This is a genomic window from Pseudoxanthomonas sp. USHLN014 (genome assembly GCF_037153335.1).
In the GTDB taxonomy this organism is placed as follows: domain Bacteria; phylum Pseudomonadota; class Gammaproteobacteria; order Xanthomonadales; family Xanthomonadaceae; genus Pseudoxanthomonas_A; species Pseudoxanthomonas_A winnipegensis.
Genome location: NZ_JBBCKO010000006.1, coordinates 71,684 through 88,147 on the forward strand (window position 1 = coordinate 71,684; position 16,464 = coordinate 88,147).

Here is a 16,464-nt window from a genome sequence, read left to right on the forward strand (position 1 = left end):
CATGCGCCACGACCAGCAGACCGACCTTTTCCGAGATGACCCGGCGCGCAAGGCCAAAGAGTGGCGCGACGCGGCCGAGACATCGCTCAAGCAGTTCCCGGAAGACCAGAGGCGATACGACTACTACGCCAGCAACGCAGAGCGCTGGGAGGCGCTAACACGATGAACTGTTTCAACGCCATTGGCCGTATCGGCCGAGACGCACAGACTCGATACACCCAAGGCGGCAAGGCCGTGACCGGCTGGTCGCTGGCTGTGGATCGCGGCTTCGGCGAGAACAAGCAGACGGTCTGGATCGACTGCACGATCTGGGGTGAGCGCGGGGAGAAGGTTGGCCCGCTGATCCTCAAGGGCGACCGCCTGGGCGTGACCGGGGAGCTTGGTACGCGCGAACACGATGGCAAGACCTACGTGACCCTCGACGTGCGCGATGTGACGCTGCTGGGGGAGAAGCGCGACGGCCAGCAGCAGGGCCGCACCAGCTCCACCGGCAGCCGAGGCGGCGCACCGCAGCGTGAGAGGCCGCAGCGGGCCACTGATCAGCCGCCCATGGACGATTTCTCGGATGACATCCCGTTCATCTCCAACCGTGGGAGCTGGTGACATGCACATCCCAGACGAAGCGGTGGAGGCGGCTTGTATCAGCTGGATGGGAGCCGATTACGAGCTGCACCCGAAGCCGCACATCTTTCACGACGCCATGCGCGCCGCGCTCGAGGCAGCGCTGCCGGTCACTCTCAGTTACTCCAAAGGAGGCGAACTGTCCATGCTTGATCAGGTCGAGCTAGGGCGCCAGCTTTTAAAGAATGCCTCTGCCGTATTCTTAAATGGCTCAGACTACAACCCCCCAGTTTCTGATCGGCAGCCAAGCGCCGATGACTTGTGCTACTTGGTTGCCGGGATGTCGAAGCCTGACGTGGCTGGTAGCTGGACCTGCGGCCTCGCCGCCGAAACGCTGCTCTGGCTCATGCGCTGCGCGCGACTGTCCCCGCTGCTGATGCACGGGGAGGTCAACGGCGTCGGTCACTGCTGGGTCGAGTGCGACGGCCGCTACTTCGACCCGACCATAGAACAGTTCGGTCCACTTCCTGTAATCGGCCTAATTCCTCACCCACTTGGAATTGCAACAACCGTATCTCAGGCCAAGAGCTACGCCCTCAAGGAGCCGCAGCCGTGACGAAGGATGAGGTTTTCACCTCGCTGGTGCAGAAGTTCTGCAGCGGAAATTCAGTGCCGGTGACGCAGGCGGTCATCACGCGCGATGAGTTCAACGCGCTGTTCTTGGCCCTGCGCGACGCCAAGCACGACGAGTTCCGCCTCGTCCTTATAGACAGGCTCGTTTCGAGGATTGAAGGGGTATCCGATGAATGGGAGGCGGAAGGTCTATCCGGAGGGAAGCGAGGCGCTTACGCAGATGGCAGGGCTGAGTCGTTCCGTCAAGCCGCCAATTTGATCCGTTCAGCCCTCAAGGGAGAGTGACATGAGCAACGACATCGACACGATCGCGCTGGACGTGGCACGGCGCTTCACCCTGGACACAGAGCCGCAGCGACGCGCATCGCTGCAGGTGGCGATCATCGAGGCTATCAAGTTGGCCGCGACTATCCCGGCCTCAAGTGTGGGGTATATACAGTTCAATGCTGATGCAGTTGGCATCGTGGCAGACCATTTGACATCCCTTGGGTGGGCAACGGGCGGTGATTCGGAAGAGTTCTTCATGGATGTGAAAGGCGCAATGGAGCATGCCATGCTAGCCGCCGCCCCCGCGCCGCCCGCCGACGCTGCTACCCTGCCCGCCGCCTATGTGAGCGACGAACGTGGCCGCTGGACCCTCAATGGCAAGGCCGAGCCTGTCATTGGCTGGGGGCGTGGGTGGAATGCGTGCAGGGACGCAATACTGGCCGCCAAGGCCGCCGCCCCTGCGCCTGTCGCTCTGCCTGGATCGCTGGACGACTTGATGAAGCAGGTGGCCGAGACCTTCCCGATTGCTGCCATCGTGCGTTCGCTCGACAAGGCTGCGCCTGGATTCCGAGGCGTGCTGGAGCCGATGAAGGCCGCCCCTGCGCCGGCTCTTAAATGCGCATGGATCGACGCTGTAGATCACGAACTCGTCAACGCTCACATCGGCGTGGCCGATGCGGCCGATACGTTCGAGGTCGCATCGCGAAAGCTGGACGAACTGATCCGGTGGCATGTCGCTGTGGCGACAGACCCCGCAGTGAATGGCGGACTCAAACTGACGCCAGTCGCTACCCCTGCACCGGGTGTGGGTGGCGCGGTGACGCCGCACCGAGAATGGCGGTCGGCCCTGACTCTCGCCGTCGAGGTCATGGAGTCAGAAGCGGCCATGCAGGTTGAAGGTGGTCACGATGCCTACGCGGCGAGGATGAAGCGCGCCATGGCGGTCATGCGCTCCATGATCACCGCCCCACCCGCACCGCAGGGTTATGCGAGGGATGAGCGGGCTGAATTTGAGACGTACATGCGTAGTACCGGCACGGTATGGGACGACAGCCTAGAACTCGATGTAGATGGCGACGAGCAGTACGCCGATGTCGAAACCCGATTCAATTACGGCGTGTGGCTCGCCGCCATCGCCGCCCAGGCAGGGAATGGAGGTGGGGCGTGAGCGGCCCTCCAATTGGACGCTGGCAATGGTGGGCTGTGCTGCCAGTTGTGCTCTTGATCGAGCTCCCTCTCGCCTTGCTAGCGCTCACCCTATTCCTGTTCGCCGCAGTCGCTGAGGGCGCGGCGGAGTGGATCAATTACGGGCCGCCAACCAGGCTGTCGAGCGCAACTCGACGATTCGCATTGGGGCCACAACAACAGGAGTCCAGCAGCGATGAGTGACAACATCATGGAGCGCGTAGCGCGCCGACAGGCCGTTCTGCTCGACACGGCGCAGATGAAGACCCAGTTCCCGGAATGGCTGCTCAGAGAACTGGAGGAAGCCGCCACCGACCTGCAAGACGCGATGGCCTACGCACAGCAGTGGCGGGAGGATGCGGAAAGGCTTGACTTCCTCATCCGCCATCGCGCGCGGATCGCATTCGGCGACAGCGATGATCCTCGTGAGGTGATCGACGCGGCGAGGGCCGCGCGGGAGGGTGGCGCCTGATGCAAATTGACCCAGTCTCAATATTTCTTCGCGGGATATTCGGCCCAGGCTTCCCTCTCTGGGTTGATTTGTGTGGCTCCTACTGCACTCAGAAGACTTCAATTCCCATGCTTACGGAAGATATCGAGCGGCTGAAATACGCTCAGGATGCGGCGTCGGCTTGTCCCATTGTCTACGACTACAAGGCATGTGCTCGGGAGGTGCCCAGTGGGAGCGGCTGAAGACCTGCGACTCGACGGCGAAGGGAAGGTGGATCGAATGCGAAACTATGAGGGCGAAGAGAGGACGTGACATGACCGATAGCAGCTTTATCAGACCCATGGAAAGCGCTTCAACTAGCGGAGTAATTCGTCTAGTAGTTGAGAGCTCAAGCGGTGAGCGCAGGGTTTTTGCCGCTGAAGCGTCTTTCGAAGACGGCCAAATGTACTGGGAGGTGACTATGGGCTGGATTGGTTGGACACGCCTGCACCCAGGTTGGAAGCCCATCGGCTGGATGCCACTCGACACCCTAGGGGATGTATGAGCGCAGCAGAACGCCTTCCTGAGTTAATGACCGAGGCCGAAGCCGCCTCCTACCTGGGCGTGGCCGAGGTCACCCTGCGTCGCATCCGCAAGCGCGAGAAGATCGGCTATATCCGCATCGGCTCCAAGCCGAAGTACACCGAATCCCACCTGTTGAAGTTCCTGGAGCAGCAGACGTGTCAACCCGCTTCCGCCTCGGCGACTACTGGCTCGAACTCCGAAAAGGATCGAGCGTCTGGCAGCGGGCGTGGCGCGACGCGTCAGGATGCAAGCAGCGCGCTTCGCTTGGCACAAGAGACTTTGACGAGGCAAAAGTCGCACTAGCCCAGTGGTACGTCGAGAACGCGGCCATGGAGAACCAGGCGCCGCAGGACGTGCTGCTGGACACCGCACTGACCCGCTACATGGCCCAGCATGGCAGCGAGCTGCCGAGCAAGGACAGCGCCAAGCGTGGCGTGGCCCTGTGGCGCCAGTGGTGGCCGGCCGAGACGACGGTCGCCGACGTGTCGATCGGCAGGCAGGAGGAGTTCCTGGCGTGGCTGCGCGCGCGTGGCTACAGTGAGGGCTACGCGAGAAGGATCTTGGGGGTTGGGAAGTCGGCCCTGAACCGGGCCTGGAAGCGCGGAGAGATCGCGCAGGTGCCATTCGTGGATCTGCCGCCCATTGGCGAGGCATACCCCCACTATGGGACGCGGGAGCAGGTCGTGCGGCTGCTCAACGCTGACATGGCGGACCACATCTGGGCTTACCTGCTGGTGCGCCTGTGCACCGGCTGCCGCGGCGATGCGGCGCTTGACCTACAGGTGTTCCAGATCGACCGCGCGGCTAGGCTCATCAGGCTCAACCCGGCGGGACGGCGGCAGACCAAGAAGTTCCGGCCGACCGTCCCGCTGCTGCCGGCACTGGCCGCCCATCTGGACCAAGCCAAGCCGGCCGGCTACGTCGTGCACTGGCATGGCCGCAAGATCGGCTCCATCAAGACCACGTGGCGCAAGCTACGCGTGGCAGCCGCCCTGCCCCCGTGGTGGATCCCCAAGACCCTGCGCCACACGGTGGCCACCTGGCTGCGCCAGCGCGGCGTGCCGGCATGGGAGGTGTCTGGACTGCTGGGCCACCACGCAGGCGGCACCACGGACGCCTATGCGAAGTTCGACCCGACCTACCTTGGCGAGGCCAGGAAGGCGCTGTCGGCCATCGTCGAGGATCTGGCGCGCGACGTGCCACGACTGCAGACCCTGCTTGGGGTCAGTGTGGGGTCAGTCGATGCTGATGGCCGATTGGCCGAATCCACTGAAACCCTTGTGCCATCTAGGTTTCAAGTGGTGGGCGGTACAGGGTTCGAACCTGTGACCCCTACCATGTCAAGGTAGTGCTCTACCGCTGAGCTAACCGCCCGTTGCGACATCGTGTCGCCGCGCCCTCGGTGCGAGGGGCGCGCATCATAACATCACCTGCGCGCGGCGTGAACAGCCCTGCGCGGCTTTTTCTCTGCCCCTGCCCCTGCCCGGCCAGCCGCCCGCCTCACACGGTCAGGCTGACGGACTTGAGCTTCTGGATCTCGTCGCGCAGGCGGGCGGCGTCCTCGAACTCCAGATCCCGCGCGTGCTGGTACATGCGTGTCTCCAGCGTCTTCAGGCGCGCCGAGATCTGCTGCGGGCTGAGCGCGCCGTAGTCCTCGGTCGGCTCGGCGACCTTGCGGCCCTTGCCACGCTTGGGTGCATCCTCGTTGGCGGCCTCGCGCGCGCCCTCCAGGATGTCCACGATCGGCCGCGCCACCGACTTGGGCACGATGCCATGCTCGGCGTTGTACTCCTCCTGCTTGGCGCGGCGGCGGTCGGTCTCGTCGATGGCCGCCTTCATCGAGGGCGTGATCCGGTCGGCGTACAGGATCGCCTTGCCGCGCAGGTTGCGCGCGGCGCGACCGATGGTCTGGATCAGCGAACCGGTGGAGCGCAGGAAGCCCTCCTTGTCCGCGTCCAGGATCGCCACCAGCGACACCTCGGGCATGTCCAGGCCCTCGCGCAGCAGGTTGATGCCGACCAGCACGTCGAACTTGCCAAGGCGCAGGTCGCGGATGATCTCGACCCGCTCGACCGTGTCCACGTCCGAGTGCAGATAGCGCACCTTGATGCCGTGCTCGCCCAGGTACTCGGTCAGGTTCTCGGCCATGCGCTTGGTCAGCGTCGTCACCAGCACGCGGTCGCCCATCGCGATGCGATCGTTGATCTGCGAGAGCAGGTCGTCGACCTGCGTGCCGACCGGGCGGATCTCAACTTCCGGATCGGTCAAGCCGGTCGGGCGCACCACCAGTTCGGTGATCTCACCGTCGGATTCGCGCAGCTCGTAAGGCCCGGGCGTTGCCGAGACATAGATGCTGCGCGGCGAACGCGCCTCCCACTCCTCGAAGCGCAGCGGGCGGTTGTCCAGCGCCGAGGGCAGCCGGAAGCCGAACTCCACCAGCGTCTCCTTGCGAGAACGGTCGCCCTTGTACATCGCACCGATCTGCGGAATGGTCACGTGCGATTCGTCGATGACCAGCAGCGCATCGGCCGGCAGGTAGTCGAACAAGGTCGGCGGCGGCTCGCCCGGCGCCTTGCCGGTCAGGTGGCGCGAGTAGTTCTCGATGCCACTGCAGAAGCCCACCTCGGCCATCATTTCCAGGTCGAACTGGGTGCGCTGCGCCAGGCGCTGCGCCTCGACCAGCTTGTTCTGCTGATACAGCTGCTCCAGCCGCTCCTTCAGCTCGATCTTGATCGTGTCGACCGCGCTGAGCGTGCGCTCGCGCGTGGTGGCGTAGTGCGTCTTCGGGTAGACGGTGTAACGCGGCACCTTGCGGATGGTCTCGCCGGTGAGCGGGTCGAACAACGTCAGCCCCTCGATCTCGCCGTCGAACAGCTCGATGCGCAGCGCCTCGACGTCGTTCTCCGCCGGATGCACGTCGATCACCTCGCCACGCACGCGGAAGGCGCCGCGCTGCAGCTCGTATTCGTTGCGTGTGTACTGCAGGTCGGTCAGGTGACGGATCAGCTGGCGCTGGTCGATGTGCTCGCCGCGCGAGAGGATCAAGCGCAGCGACAGATAGTCCTCGGGTGCACCCAGGCCGTAGATCGCCGAGACCGTGGCCACCACCAGCGCATCGCGCCGCGACAGCAGCGTCTTGGTCGCGGCCAGGCGCATCTGCTCGATGTGCTCGTTGATCGAGCTGTCCTTCTCGATGAAGGTGTCCGAGGACGGCACATAGGCCTCGGGCTGGTAGTAGTCGTAGTAGCTGACGAAATACTCCACCGCGTTGTGCGGGAAGAACGACTTGAACTCGCCGTACAGCTGCGCCGCCAGCGTCTTGTTGGGCGCCATCACCAGCGTGGGCTTCTGGATGCGCTCGATCACATTGGCGATCGTGTAGGTCTTGCCCGAGCCGGTCACACCCAGCAGCGTCTGCTTGGCCAGGCCCGCCTCGAAGTTCTCGGTCAGCCTGTCGATCGCCTGTGGCTGGTCGCCGGAAGGCGAATAAGGGGAAACGAGCTGGAAGCGGTCTTCGCTCATGGTCACGCCTTCGAAGTCGAAAAAAAGTATAGCGCCGGGGTTGGTGAGCTCCGGATGCAGACATTTCCTACCGATCGGTGCGCCCAGCGCCGATGTCGGCGGCCGGCCGCAGGAGCGAGGCTGACCCTCCCCTCCCAACTCGGACAAGGAATGCCCGATGAACATCCGCCCGTCCCGCAAGGACCGACGACATGCCCGTGGCTTCACCCTGGTCGAATCGCTCGTGGTCCTGTCCGTGGCCAGCATCGGCCTGGCCATTGGCGTGCCGTCCTACAACGCCTTGCTGCGTCACCAGCGCGAAGCGGCCACGACCAACCTGCTCAGCTCCTTCCTGGCGTCCGCACGCAGCACCGCGATCAGCTACCGCATCCCGACGGTGGTCTGCCCGTCGCTGGACAAGAAGGAATGTCGGGACGACAGCGACTGGACACAAGGCTGGATCATGTTTTTCGACGCCGACGGCAACCGTCGCCCGGACCTGAGCGAGGACCTGCTGCGCGTCGAATCGGCCCCGCGCGATCCTGACCTGCGGATCCTCTCCACTGGGGGGCGTCCCAAGGTCACCTTCCTGGCCAACGGCAGCGCCGCCGGCACCAACCTGACCATCCGGCTATGCCGCGGCACCACCTCCCACGCGGCGGTGATCGTCAACCAGAGTGGGCGCACGCGGGTGGAGAAGCCGCGCACGTCAAAGGGGTGCGAAAGCTGAACAGGGCGAGCAGCGCGGTGCTGCGGCATCAGCCAGGGCGACCCGTCACTGGTCGCGGACTGACCCGCTTGAATCTGAAACGCCGCCTCGAAGCACTCGCTGCGTGGGCCGGCAACGTAGCCCGGAGCACACAAACGCCACGGGCCTGCATCGCTGCAGGCCCGTGGCTTGAATCTTGGCGCCCGAAGTTGGACTCGAACCAACGACCCCCTGATTAACAGCCAATTCTGAATCCCTTTACAATCAATAACCTAAGCTTCCGAAATTTACGTCCCGTGGGGTTGTAATTGATTGGCCCAGCAGGGGCCTGACTGCCAATTTTACGTCCCGTCTCCGGCCGGCTTTACGATTGGGATGCTGTAGTCGTATACGTCCAGCATGGCCTCCTGGCGGTGACCGCTGGCCAGCTGCTTCTCGCCGCGGGTGCCGGCGGTGTCCGTGATGCCCCGGCGCTTGAGGTCGTGGGCGCCGAAGACCTGGTCTTCGGCCAGGATGCCGGCGTCCACTGCGGCAGCCATAAGCCTGCGCCAGGCCGAGTTGAAGGTGCTCTTGCCCACCGGCTCGCCCACGTGGTTGACGATGATCGGGCGATCCTCGGCGCGGATGGGCCAAGGGCGTGGCGGCCGCGCGGCCTTTCCCTTCCTTCGGTCCTCCTCGCTGGTCCCGGCCCAGACCGCCTTTCGCCGCTCGGCCAGGTCGTCCCAGGCTGCGCGCAGCTCGGGCGACCACTGGGTGATGTTGTCGCGACTGCCCTTGCGGCGATTGGTGCGCAGACCCTGCTCGCTGCAGCTGGCATCGGTCAGCGTGATGACCTCGATCGGACGCAGGCGGCAGCGGTAACCGATCACGATCGCGGCCCACAGGTAAGGCGCGACGCTGCCCAGCTTGCCGCGCCCGCCCGCCTGGGCGCGAGCGAAATCGATCACCCGCGTCAGCGCGTCGCTGTCCGGCAAGCGCCGGCGCTTGCGCTCGTCGGGCATCTCGATGCCGGTGGCCGGGTTAAAGTCGTTGAAGCCCCGGTTGAGTCCCCAGCGAAACACGCGGCGCAGGTAGCGCTGGGCGTGGGCGGCCTTGCTGGGCGTGGGGATTAGCGAGCCGCTGGCATCGCGCTCGGACCCGCTGGCCAGCGCATCGATGAGGCCCTGCACGATGGGCTGGGTGATGCGCTTGGTCACCAGGTCGCCAAAGCGCTGGCCGTTGGCCAGCTTGTAGTCGCACACCACCGCTTGGCAGTAGGCGTAGTCGGCCTGGGTGGCCGCTGCGCGGCCCTTGTACTGGTCGCTCTCGGCGAAAGCCACGCACAGGCCGCGCAGGACTTTACTGCTGGTCTTGCCGGCGCGCGCCTCGGCGATGGCATGCAGATCCGCCAGCGTGGCCATGTGCCCTGCCACGTTGCGGCGCTTGGCTCGCTCGCCCGGCTTGCGGTCAAGCGCGTACCAGGTGCCGTTGCCTTTGCGTCCGTCCCAGTAGATGCCGCCCGGCAGCTTGGCCTGGTCGATGTGCCGCGGGATCGTGGGGTCTGGCTTGCGTGGGCGGCCTGGTGGTGTCACGTCGCGATTCCAGCGACTGCATCAGTGGCATGGGACAAGTTTCGCTCAAGCTCATCGCCGAGCGCGCGCAGCGCGTTGGGTAGGTCCATCGCGCTTACCGGTGGAACGATGTCCACTTCAGAGTGGTACCACGCGCCAAGCGGGCCGTGGCGCAGCTCTGCCACCAGGGTTTGCCTCGCTCCTTCGGTCCTGATTTCCACTCGAAATTCCAAGGCACTCATCACTTCCTCCCGAACAGCTCGCCGGCGTCGTAAGGCTGAACCGCGGCACCAGCGTTGGCCGCGCTCACGCTGAGCGCGGCGTCAAGCGCCGCGAGGGTGGTCCAAATGCCGCCGTTGGCGTCGTATTTGTACCTGATCCCGTTCTCTTCCGCCCAGCGCACGACCGTAGACAGGCGCGGCCGCTCTCCGGGACGGCAGAGCTCCTGCAGGTCGCTGAACTGAAGAACGCGCTCGCCGATCACGGGACCGCCTTGGCCGCCAGTTCGGCCTGCAGCCACTCCGGCGGGGTGGCGCGGTGGAAACGGCAGGTTGGCCAGTAGCGGCGCGCGCGGGCCATCACGGACACGCGAGCGAAGCGATGGCCGGCGGGCTCGAAGCGCACACGCAGCTCGCCTGCCAGGCGCCAGTTATTGATCGTCGCGTTCGAGACTCCGGCCAAGCGAGCCGCGGCGCCCAGGCTGATCCACGCGTCGGACAGGGCTGGCAGCGGCGCAGCCCGGCGCTGCGCGGCGCGCAGGCGGTCCATCATGGGCGTGGTGAGGTACAGCCGCCTGGCATTCCAGGGCGCGGTCGTCACGCGCACGCTGCCGTCCTTGATGCGATCGCGGATCCACTGCTCGGTTTCGCACAGCTCCATCGCCGCCTGCGTCACGGTGAGGCCATTGGAGGAGTCCAAGCGCTTGCGCACTGCGGCCACCGTATCCTTGGGGATCAGGCCCTCCTGCCGCCAGTGCACCCCGGCAAGCAGTGTGCGCAACTGGGCGACGGAGATCCGCAGCTTGGCCGCCGCCTGCGTTTCGGTATAACCGATGGCGTCGCGGAGCTCCGCGATCTGCTGGCGCATGTAGAGGCGCGCCAGCCCCGCCCCTCGGGCCTTGAGGCGGCCAACCGCCACGAACCCATCAAGGCTGTCCGCTTTAAACCCATACCACTGCAGCGCGGTCTCGGCCGAGATCCAGGACGCCCCGCCTTGTCCCGAGGGCAAGCGCCTGGCGATCCAGCGAGCCGCGTCGGTGCGCGTGATCCGCACGTTGCGTCCGGTACGGCTGGCCCGCAGCGCCCCAGCCTTGATCGCGGCCGTGACCGTTCCCAGAGAGCAGCCGGCGCGTTGGGCGACCTCGGCGATCAACAAGCCTGGGTGCAATTTCATTGTCAGATGACGCTTGGCGCCATGCGCAAGCGGTGGATACCGGCGCGCATAGTCGTCAAAGTTCGCCGGAGCGCCTGCGGCGCCCCAGATGCTGCGACAGGTCGAGCAGTCGGCTGGGTGCTTGCGCTGCTGCCAGAGCTTCCACGTGGCGTTGAGGTTGTCGCGCAGCGGCTTGCCGTGCCAGGGCATGGGCCGTCCGGCGTGACGGTCCGCGACCAGCTGGCGGGCCACCGCAGGGTCCACGTACCAGGTGCCGTTCTTGCTGCTGTGCTCTCCAGGCTTGGAGGGATTGGCGCGCACTGCAGTGGGGATGTAGCCGGCTGCGGCGAACTCCGGCAGCTTCGAGTCGCTACGGATACCCAGCGGCTCGCGCAGCGTGGCCAGCCTGATGTAGCCGGGCGGCGCGATCGTGCGGGTGGCTTTCCAACGAGTCCACTCCGCGTGGGCGATCACGATGTTGCGACCGAGCCGAAAGTGCTTGAGCGAGCCGCGCTCGATCGCATCACGCACGATCTCGATCGAGCCGATCTCGGCGCCGGCCTCCGGCACGCGGATCCCGCCCACAATATCCGTACTGGCCAGGCCCAGGCGATTCATCCGCTGCTGGACGTCAAGCTCCGTTCGCCTGGCTGATCCATCGCCGGTGGCCACCTGCAGGCGTGTAGTCAGTGCCTGCGCGATCGAGGGCTTATCGGTCGTGCCCACCAAACTGATCAGCAGCTCGTCCTCTGGCGGCAGCCAGTGGTAGCCCGCGCCAGACCGCCCTGGCACGGGCCAGTCGCCGGCGGCTGGTGCTCGGCCGCGCCACCGGGCGAACAGCTCGGCGAACCGCTGCACATGGCTGGCCGCACCAGCGGGCCTGGGCCCAGAGTACCGCGCCAGCGCGGCCAGGGGCTGCTGGACGATCGCCGCAACGTAGGCGCGAGGAAGGCCGCCGCACTCGGCCACCACGAACTGCTGCCAGGTCATCGGCATTGCAGCTCGTCCTCGAGCGCCCGGCGCCCGGCAAGCATCTGCTGCGGGGTCAGCCCGGCCACTGCACCCAGCAGCTGCTGCACCGGCTCGGTCAGCGCCTGCAGCCGCACGTGCGGGATCTCGCGCATAGCGCGGTCCCACTGGCTGAAGGTCGACGGAAGCGCCGGCCGCACACGCGGCGCCTTCAACGCGACCTTCTGCATAGCCGCGGCCATGGGCATGCGCACCTTATCCACGCCCCGCCGGGTGAAGCAATAGAACTCGCCCGGGCCCAGCGCGGCGAGGTCGCCAAACTCGATCCGGGAGGCGCGGAACTGCGGCGCCAGTGCTGCCCAGGCAGCCGGATCCTCCTGGCAACCGATGAGGCTCAGGTTCTTGTTGGCAAAAATGTGCCGATGCAGCGAGCCAGTGAAGCTGGTCGCGGTCATGAACAAATCCAGCGCCCGCTTGCGGCCGCGCTGAGCGAACTCGTTGACCAAGTCACTGGCGATGCCGATGTCGTTCTTTCGCTTGCGGCTAGCGCTGAAGACCTGCCCTTCGTCGAGCATGACGAACAGCGGCTGGCGGTGCTTGTCCGCCGCATCGAGGATGGCTTGGCCATAGGGAATGAAGTCGGTGGCATCCTTGGCGGCCACGACGACGATGCTGCGCTCGCGCGTCCGCAGCAACCTAGCCAACTCGTCGGCGTCCACCGCCTGGCCGTACATGGATTCGATCTCGCCCTCCGGGTCGACCAGCACACTCACCCAGCCCTGCTCGGCCAACTGCTCGGCGATGGACAGGCCCGCGTTGGTCTTGCCCACACCGCTAGGACCCACGGCCACGATGCGCAGGCCGATAGTCGCGTAGTCCTCCAGATCGACCAGCGAGCCACCAAGGTCAAGGTAGGCCTCGGCCAGCTCGGTGCGGCGGATCACGCCACGGCCCGCCTCTGCGGCCGCTGTCTCGTCAACGGCCATGGCCGTCCTCCTGTGCGTTGAGCACGACGTCCTTCAGCCGCAGCACCTGGGCCGAGGACAGCGCGTAGACCACAGCGAAGTCGTCGATGGTCTGGAGGGTGATACGGTTCAAGACGCCTTCGCGCCGCGCCTGCGCCAGCAACTTGCGCATCGATGACCAGTCAGTGTTGCCCGCCGGCGTTGGCGTCGACTGCATCTCGGCCTGGAGCTGTTCGGCGGTGTGCAAGCCGGCATCGGGCGTGCCGTCCGCCTGCAGCCGCTCGTTGAGCAGCGCCAGTAGCTGCGCCGATGGCATTAGCGCGCCGACACGCTTGATCAACGAGCGCTCGGCCGGCGTGAAGTCTGGCGGTGCGCCATCGGTCCTCGGCGGCGGCGTGGCCACCGCGCCCAGCCGCTTCGCCGCCGGGTGTTGCCTGCAGTCGCCGCAGATCTGGCGCGCGAAATCGTCGAGGTGGTTGCCGCGGTGCAGCCGGACGGTGCAAAGACGGCACCTCGCTATCGGCTCACTCATCGCCGCTGGCCTCCTGTTGGGCGGGGCGCTCTTTCTCGACGGGCAGATCGTTCTCGGCCCACCGCTTGATGCCGTCGCGCCTGTCGATGTACCAGCTGCGCATGCGGCCGGTCTCGAAGTCGAATTGCATGCCGAATCCTCCGGTGAGGCTCACGCCCCACCTCCCTTCCCGGCCCGAGTCGCGATCACCGCCAATGCGAAGCGCCTGGCGGCGTAATCGGCGAGGTTGCCAAAGCGGATCGAGGTCCGGAGCATTTCCAGTTGGTCTGCGGGCTTGGCGATCTTCACCAGCTCTCCGAGAAGGCCGGCGACATCCACGATCAGCTCGATGGCTTCTTCGTCGGTCATGGAGTCGTCCATCGCCTTGCGGACAATCTCTCGCTCCGCAGCGGTCATGGGCTTAGCCATTCCCCACCTCCCCGACTTGGGCCGCCTTGTGTTCGCCCAGCGTCGAGGGTTCACGGCGCGCCTGCAGCTTCTGCCGTAGATACTCGAACCCGCGCCTCGTGATCTCGAAGGTGTGCAGGATGTCTCCGTCCACATCGAGGACATCGACGAAGGTGTCGCCGGCGAGATGCCCGCCATGCTCCTTGAGCACCATCCCGAACGCGTCCATCCGTCGGATCGTGATCTCGCAACCCTGGTAGGGGTCGGCAAATAGCGCGCCCGTGAAATGCACTGCGCGCCCGTCTTTGATGCGCCAGGGCCGCAGGGCCGCGGCGTTTGGCGGGACGGCCTTAGAAGCTTCGCGGCCCATCAGCGCACCTCCCCGGCCTGGGCGGCGATGGCGGCGTCGATGGCTAAGTCCAGCTGATTGCCGGTCATCCAGGTGAGTTGCTTGGACTCGGAGCTGAGTACATCGAGGCGACGCACGCTGAGCGACCCATTGGACCAATCACGCAGCCACCGATACCGCTCCGCATCCTGCGCATCCCCATGGGGCGCGGGCGGGGCGGTATGCATCTCACTCACACCCGGCGCAGGGGCGGCGGCCTTGGCTGGGATCATTTCGAGAGCGTGCTGATACGCAGACGCGCTGGCCTGATGCCAGATCGTGGCCTGCTGGGGATCAAGGCCAAAGGGTGCGTCCGATGGATCGGCCTTCACTGCCTTCGCCAGCGCCCTCTCGATCACGGAATGCCAGTCCGCATCCTGCTTGGCGGCTGGCTGCTGGTCGGGCAGTGCGGCCGTGCGTTCGCCGTGGTACCACAAGAACGCGCAGTACGCCGCCACGTCGCGCGGATCGCCCTTAGAGATGTGCTCGACCAGGTGCTGGCGGCACTGATCCATCCAGTCCGGACGTGCCCAGCCGTCCGAGTACCCGTACTTCAGCTCGGCAGCTGCCAACTTCTCGGCCAAGGCCGTCGCGAACCGGGCAACAAGATTGAACGTTGCTGGATGAATGTCCTTCGGCGCTTGGAAGAACTCCATGCCAGAGTCGGCGGTTGGCGCGGTGGTGGAGGAAGAGTGTTCGGTGCTGAGATTGGCCATGGCGGGCGGTTCCTCTTTAATCGCTGGTCGCGCACCAAGGAAAACGGCGCGCGATCTGCTGGGTTAAGTGGTAGGCGTTGGCGTGGCGGAAGTGGCCGCGATAGCTGGCGAGCACCGCCCGCGCGCGTTGAGTGGCGTCAGCGCCGCAGTGCAACTGCCCGCCGCGGACATGATTGGCCTCGATCTGCTGCAGAGCTGCCTTGGCATGCGCGACCACGCGCGGGCGCACGAGCGTGTGTGTGGGCCGGATGACGTAGCCGAGGAAGTCCAGGCCGTCCTCCAGGCGCCGCAGACGGATCTCGGCCTTAAGGCCCAGGTGCAGATGCTGCCCAACGAACTCAGTGATCTGCCGCTGCCAGGCTTGCAGCTGAGCGCGATCGTGGTGGAACAGCACAAAGTCATCGACGTAGCGCAAGTAGCGTTTGGCCTTGAGCTGGTGCTTGACGAACTGATCCAACGCGTCCAGGTAGACGTTGGCGAAGAATTGCGAGGAGAGGTTGCCGATGGGCAGACCACAGCCAGGCGCCGCGTTGCACAGGCGCTTGTGGGCTGGCACCTGCGCCAGCTCGGCCTCGGTCGCGCGCGTCTGCGCGCCTGGGTGCAGCGGATCGCGCCGCAGCAGTGCGTGGGTGGCCTGCAGGGCGTGCGGGTGCAATCCGGCGCGCACAAGGCGTGGCTTGAGCATCGACCACAGCGTCGGGCGATGAATGCTGTTGAAGTAGTTGGCGATGTCTAGCTGCAGATACCAGCCGCTGCCCTGGCCGCTGGCCAACTGGCGGCAGAAGGCCTGCGCGCGGCGCACTGCGGCATGGCTGCCCTTTCCCTTGCGATTGGCATAGCTGTCGAAGATGAAGCCGGGCTCATAGACCGTCTCCAACTGCGGCACCAGCCAGTGGTGCACGACGCGGTCAGCGAAGTCCGGCGCATGGATCTCGCGCGCCTTGGGCCGGGTGGCGATGAAGCAGGTAGAGGGCCGCGGCGACCAGGTGCCGCTGGCGAGCTCCTCCTGTAGCTGGATCAGGTTGTCCATCCAACGCGTGTCGAAGCGCAACTGGTTGTGGCTAGGCACTTTCTGCCGTCGCGCATACTTCCATGCGCGATGCAATCCCTGCAGTGTCACTTCCCCTTGAAACTCACCGGCACGGCGCACGGCCAACGCGAACCCGTTGTTGTTGCGGTGGTTGTTGTTGACGTTGCCGTTGTTGAAATTGACGTTCCACGCGGACGACGCAGACCACGCCGCCGCATCCCAGCGCACTTGGGACACCGCTGACCATCCGAATGGGTAGGACAGGTTCGTCATCGCTTGGCCCCCGCGGAGGCGGCGCAGGTACTCAGTTTCTGGCCACGCTGCGACACGGCTCCAACGCCGGCCGCATTCTGGGCTTGAGGGGTTGCTTGGTGCCGGCGCCATCCGCCGGCCTGGGCGCCAAGCTGATGCGCCGCGCGCGCCAGGGCTTCAAACTGTCTGAAGCTGGCGAAGGCATGCAGCAGCTTGGCCACCTGCAGGTGTTGCTTGAGCTCGTCGATGTCCCACACCAGCTGCGCCACGCGCTCGGCTTGGTGCTGGCGGTCCCGCCACGCCCGGTCGGCGTTGCGATAGACAGCCATGGCCTGGCGCCGAAGGTCGGCGCCGATCTGGTAGCGGTGGTAGCGCGGGAAGCGTCGCACGGCCTGCTCGATGTCGACGAGCAGCCGTTCGGCGGTCTTCACGA

General features: G+C 65.6%; 22 protein-coding genes and 1 tRNA gene. 9 read left to right on the forward strand and 14 right to left on the reverse strand.

All coding sequences use genetic code 11. The annotated features are described in order from the left end of the window. Position 1: 1 nt before the first annotated feature. The 8 genes from WFQ05_RS12185 (at position 2) to WFQ05_RS12220 (ending at position 5,010) form a co-directional block, all read left to right on the forward strand. Positions 2–166, forward strand: a complete 165-nt coding sequence (locus WFQ05_RS12185; RefSeq protein ID WP_337054033.1) for a hypothetical protein — start codon at positions 2–4, stop codon at positions 164–166. Beyond that, positions 163–603, forward strand: coding sequence for a single-stranded DNA-binding protein (ssb, locus tag WFQ05_RS12190; protein WP_337054034.1), 441 nt, complete (start codon positions 163–165; stop codon positions 601–603). Before WFQ05_RS12185 ends, ssb begins: the two co-directional genes overlap by 4 nt. 1 nt (position 604) lies before the next feature. Further along, on the forward strand, positions 605–1,177 hold the full coding sequence (locus WFQ05_RS12195) for a hypothetical protein (protein WP_337054036.1): 573 nt from the start codon (positions 605–607) through the stop codon (positions 1,175–1,177). Next, entirely contained in the window at positions 1,174–1,479 is a 306-nt protein-coding gene (locus tag WFQ05_RS12200; RefSeq protein WP_337054037.1) for a hypothetical protein, read from the forward strand. The genes WFQ05_RS12195 and WFQ05_RS12200 overlap by 4 nt, the downstream gene beginning before the upstream one ends. A 1-nt stretch (position 1,480) precedes the next feature. After that, on the forward strand, positions 1,481–2,629 hold the full coding sequence (locus tag WFQ05_RS12205; RefSeq protein ID WP_337054038.1) for a hypothetical protein: 1,149 nt from the start codon (positions 1,481–1,483) through the stop codon (positions 2,627–2,629). 213 nt (positions 2,630–2,842) lie between these two features. Then, positions 2,843–3,118, forward strand: coding sequence for a hypothetical protein (locus WFQ05_RS12210; RefSeq protein WP_337054039.1), 276 nt, complete (start codon positions 2,843–2,845; stop codon positions 3,116–3,118). A 519-nt stretch (positions 3,119–3,637) separates the two neighbouring features. Beyond that, positions 3,638–3,964: a helix-turn-helix domain-containing protein gene (locus tag WFQ05_RS12215; protein WP_337054040.1), complete on the forward strand. Its 327-nt coding sequence runs from the start codon at positions 3,638–3,640 to the stop codon at positions 3,962–3,964. An 80-nt stretch (positions 3,965–4,044) separates the two neighbouring features. Continuing rightward, a complete protein-coding gene (locus WFQ05_RS12220; RefSeq protein WP_337054185.1) occupies positions 4,045–5,010 on the forward strand; it encodes a tyrosine-type recombinase/integrase in 966 nt (321 codons plus the stop codon). On the opposite strand, the gene WFQ05_RS12225 is transcribed toward WFQ05_RS12220, so the two are convergent. After that, positions 4,961–5,035, reverse strand: a tRNA-Val gene (locus WFQ05_RS12225). The genes WFQ05_RS12220 and WFQ05_RS12225 overlap by 50 nt on opposite strands. A gap of 126 nt (positions 5,036–5,161) precedes the next feature. Beyond that, the gene (uvrB, locus tag WFQ05_RS12230) at positions 5,162–7,183 is read right to left on the reverse strand and encodes an excinuclease ABC subunit UvrB (RefSeq protein ID WP_286577039.1); all 2,022 of its coding nucleotides are present in this window, start codon (positions 7,181–7,183) and stop codon (positions 5,162–5,164) included. Between the two features lie 157 nt (positions 7,184–7,340). Here uvrB and WFQ05_RS12235 point away from each other — a divergent pair, with 157 nt between their 5' ends. Beyond that, on the forward strand, positions 7,341–7,892 hold the full coding sequence (locus WFQ05_RS12235; RefSeq protein WP_337054041.1) for a GspH/FimT family pseudopilin: 552 nt from the start codon (positions 7,341–7,343) through the stop codon (positions 7,890–7,892). A 320-nt stretch (positions 7,893–8,212) separates the two neighbouring features. Here WFQ05_RS12235 and WFQ05_RS12240 read toward each other — a convergent pair whose 3' ends face one another. The 12 genes from WFQ05_RS12240 to WFQ05_RS12295 are packed head-to-tail and all read right to left on the reverse strand — an operon-like array spanning position 8,213 to position 16,462. Further along, the gene (locus tag WFQ05_RS12240; protein ID WP_337054042.1) at positions 8,213–9,442 is read right to left on the reverse strand and encodes an integrase; all 1,230 of its coding nucleotides are present in this window, start codon (positions 9,440–9,442) and stop codon (positions 8,213–8,215) included. After that, entirely contained in the window at positions 9,439–9,663 is a 225-nt protein-coding gene (locus tag WFQ05_RS12245; RefSeq protein ID WP_337054043.1) for a hypothetical protein, read from the reverse strand. Before WFQ05_RS12245 ends, WFQ05_RS12240 begins: the two co-directional genes overlap by 4 nt. Then, positions 9,663–9,902, reverse strand: a complete 240-nt coding sequence (locus tag WFQ05_RS12250; RefSeq protein ID WP_337054187.1) for a hypothetical protein — start codon at positions 9,900–9,902, stop codon at positions 9,663–9,665. Before WFQ05_RS12250 ends, WFQ05_RS12245 begins: the two co-directional genes overlap by 1 nt. Then, positions 9,902–11,788, reverse strand: coding sequence for an excisionase family DNA-binding protein (locus tag WFQ05_RS12255; protein WP_337054044.1), 1,887 nt, complete (start codon positions 11,786–11,788; stop codon positions 9,902–9,904). Before WFQ05_RS12255 ends, WFQ05_RS12250 begins: the two co-directional genes overlap by 1 nt. Further along, on the reverse strand, positions 11,779–12,747 hold the full coding sequence (locus tag WFQ05_RS12260) for an ATP-binding protein (protein ID WP_337054045.1): 969 nt from the start codon (positions 12,745–12,747) through the stop codon (positions 11,779–11,781). Before WFQ05_RS12260 ends, WFQ05_RS12255 begins: the two co-directional genes overlap by 10 nt. Further along, positions 12,737–13,258 (reverse strand): hypothetical protein, encoded by a 522-nt coding sequence (locus WFQ05_RS12265; RefSeq protein WP_337054046.1) that lies wholly within the window; start codon positions 13,256–13,258, stop codon positions 12,737–12,739. Before WFQ05_RS12265 ends, WFQ05_RS12260 begins: the two co-directional genes overlap by 11 nt. Continuing rightward, entirely contained in the window at positions 13,251–13,412 is a 162-nt protein-coding gene (locus tag WFQ05_RS12270; protein WP_337054047.1) for a hypothetical protein, read from the reverse strand. Before WFQ05_RS12270 ends, WFQ05_RS12265 begins: the two co-directional genes overlap by 8 nt. Then, positions 13,409–13,654 (reverse strand): hypothetical protein, encoded by a 246-nt coding sequence (locus tag WFQ05_RS12275; RefSeq protein WP_337054048.1) that lies wholly within the window; start codon positions 13,652–13,654, stop codon positions 13,409–13,411. The genes WFQ05_RS12270 and WFQ05_RS12275 overlap by 4 nt, the downstream gene beginning before the upstream one ends. 4 nt (positions 13,655–13,658) lie before the next feature. Further along, complete coding sequence (locus WFQ05_RS12280; protein ID WP_337054049.1) at positions 13,659–14,015, reverse strand: hypothetical protein; 357 nt, start codon at positions 14,013–14,015, stop codon at positions 13,659–13,661. Continuing rightward, entirely contained in the window at positions 14,015–14,749 is a 735-nt protein-coding gene (locus tag WFQ05_RS12285) for a hypothetical protein (protein ID WP_337054050.1), read from the reverse strand. The genes WFQ05_RS12280 and WFQ05_RS12285 overlap by 1 nt, the downstream gene beginning before the upstream one ends. Positions 14,750–14,765: 16 nt before the next feature. After that, positions 14,766–16,052, reverse strand: a complete 1,287-nt coding sequence (locus tag WFQ05_RS12290; RefSeq protein ID WP_337054051.1) for an RNA-directed DNA polymerase — start codon at positions 16,050–16,052, stop codon at positions 14,766–14,768. Further along, positions 16,049–16,462, reverse strand: coding sequence for a four helix bundle protein (locus WFQ05_RS12295; RefSeq protein ID WP_337054052.1), 414 nt, complete (start codon positions 16,460–16,462; stop codon positions 16,049–16,051). Before WFQ05_RS12295 ends, WFQ05_RS12290 begins: the two co-directional genes overlap by 4 nt. Positions 16,463–16,464 lie beyond the last annotated feature (2 nt).

What these genes read in the sequence shown, in the direction of transcription:
- WFQ05_RS12280 (WP_337054049.1), bottom strand. Translation starts at nt 14,015, where the DNA reads ATGGGCCGCGAAGCTTCTAAGGCCGTCCCGCCAAACGCCGCGGCCCTG.
- WFQ05_RS12290 (WP_337054051.1), bottom strand. Translation starts at nt 16,052, where the DNA reads ATGACGAACCTGTCCTACCCATTCGGATGGTCAGCGGTGTCCCAAGTG.
- WFQ05_RS12245 (WP_337054043.1), bottom strand. Translation starts at nt 9,663, where the DNA reads ATGAGTGCCTTGGAATTTCGAGTGGAAATCAGGACCGAAGGAGCGAGG.
- WFQ05_RS12285 (WP_337054050.1), bottom strand. Translation starts at nt 14,749, where the DNA reads ATGGCCAATCTCAGCACCGAACACTCTTCCTCCACCACCGCGCCAACC.
- WFQ05_RS12275 (WP_337054048.1), bottom strand. Translation starts at nt 13,654, where the DNA reads ATGACCGCTGCGGAGCGAGAGATTGTCCGCAAGGCGATGGACGACTCC.
- uvrB (WP_286577039.1), bottom strand. Translation starts at nt 7,183, where the DNA reads ATGAGCGAAGACCGCTTCCAGCTCGTTTCCCCTTATTCGCCTTCCGGC.
- WFQ05_RS12210 (WP_337054039.1), top strand. Translation starts at nt 2,843, where the DNA reads ATGAGTGACAACATCATGGAGCGCGTAGCGCGCCGACAGGCCGTTCTG.
- WFQ05_RS12235 (WP_337054041.1), top strand. Translation starts at nt 7,341, where the DNA reads ATGAACATCCGCCCGTCCCGCAAGGACCGACGACATGCCCGTGGCTTC.
- WFQ05_RS12255 (WP_337054044.1), bottom strand. Translation starts at nt 11,788, where the DNA reads ATGCCGATGACCTGGCAGCAGTTCGTGGTGGCCGAGTGCGGCGGCCTT.
- WFQ05_RS12220 (WP_337054185.1), top strand. Translation starts at nt 4,045, where the DNA reads ATGGCCCAGCATGGCAGCGAGCTGCCGAGCAAGGACAGCGCCAAGCGT.
- WFQ05_RS12185 (WP_337054033.1), top strand. Translation starts at nt 2, where the DNA reads ATGCGCCACGACCAGCAGACCGACCTTTTCCGAGATGACCCGGCGCGC.
- WFQ05_RS12205 (WP_337054038.1), top strand. Translation starts at nt 1,481, where the DNA reads ATGAGCAACGACATCGACACGATCGCGCTGGACGTGGCACGGCGCTTC.
- WFQ05_RS12215 (WP_337054040.1), top strand. Translation starts at nt 3,638, where the DNA reads ATGAGCGCAGCAGAACGCCTTCCTGAGTTAATGACCGAGGCCGAAGCC.
- WFQ05_RS12260 (WP_337054045.1), bottom strand. Translation starts at nt 12,747, where the DNA reads ATGGCCGTTGACGAGACAGCGGCCGCAGAGGCGGGCCGTGGCGTGATC.
- ssb (WP_337054034.1), top strand. Translation starts at nt 163, where the DNA reads ATGAACTGTTTCAACGCCATTGGCCGTATCGGCCGAGACGCACAGACT.
- WFQ05_RS12195 (WP_337054036.1), top strand. Translation starts at nt 605, where the DNA reads ATGCACATCCCAGACGAAGCGGTGGAGGCGGCTTGTATCAGCTGGATG.
- WFQ05_RS12265 (WP_337054046.1), bottom strand. Translation starts at nt 13,258, where the DNA reads ATGAGTGAGCCGATAGCGAGGTGCCGTCTTTGCACCGTCCGGCTGCAC.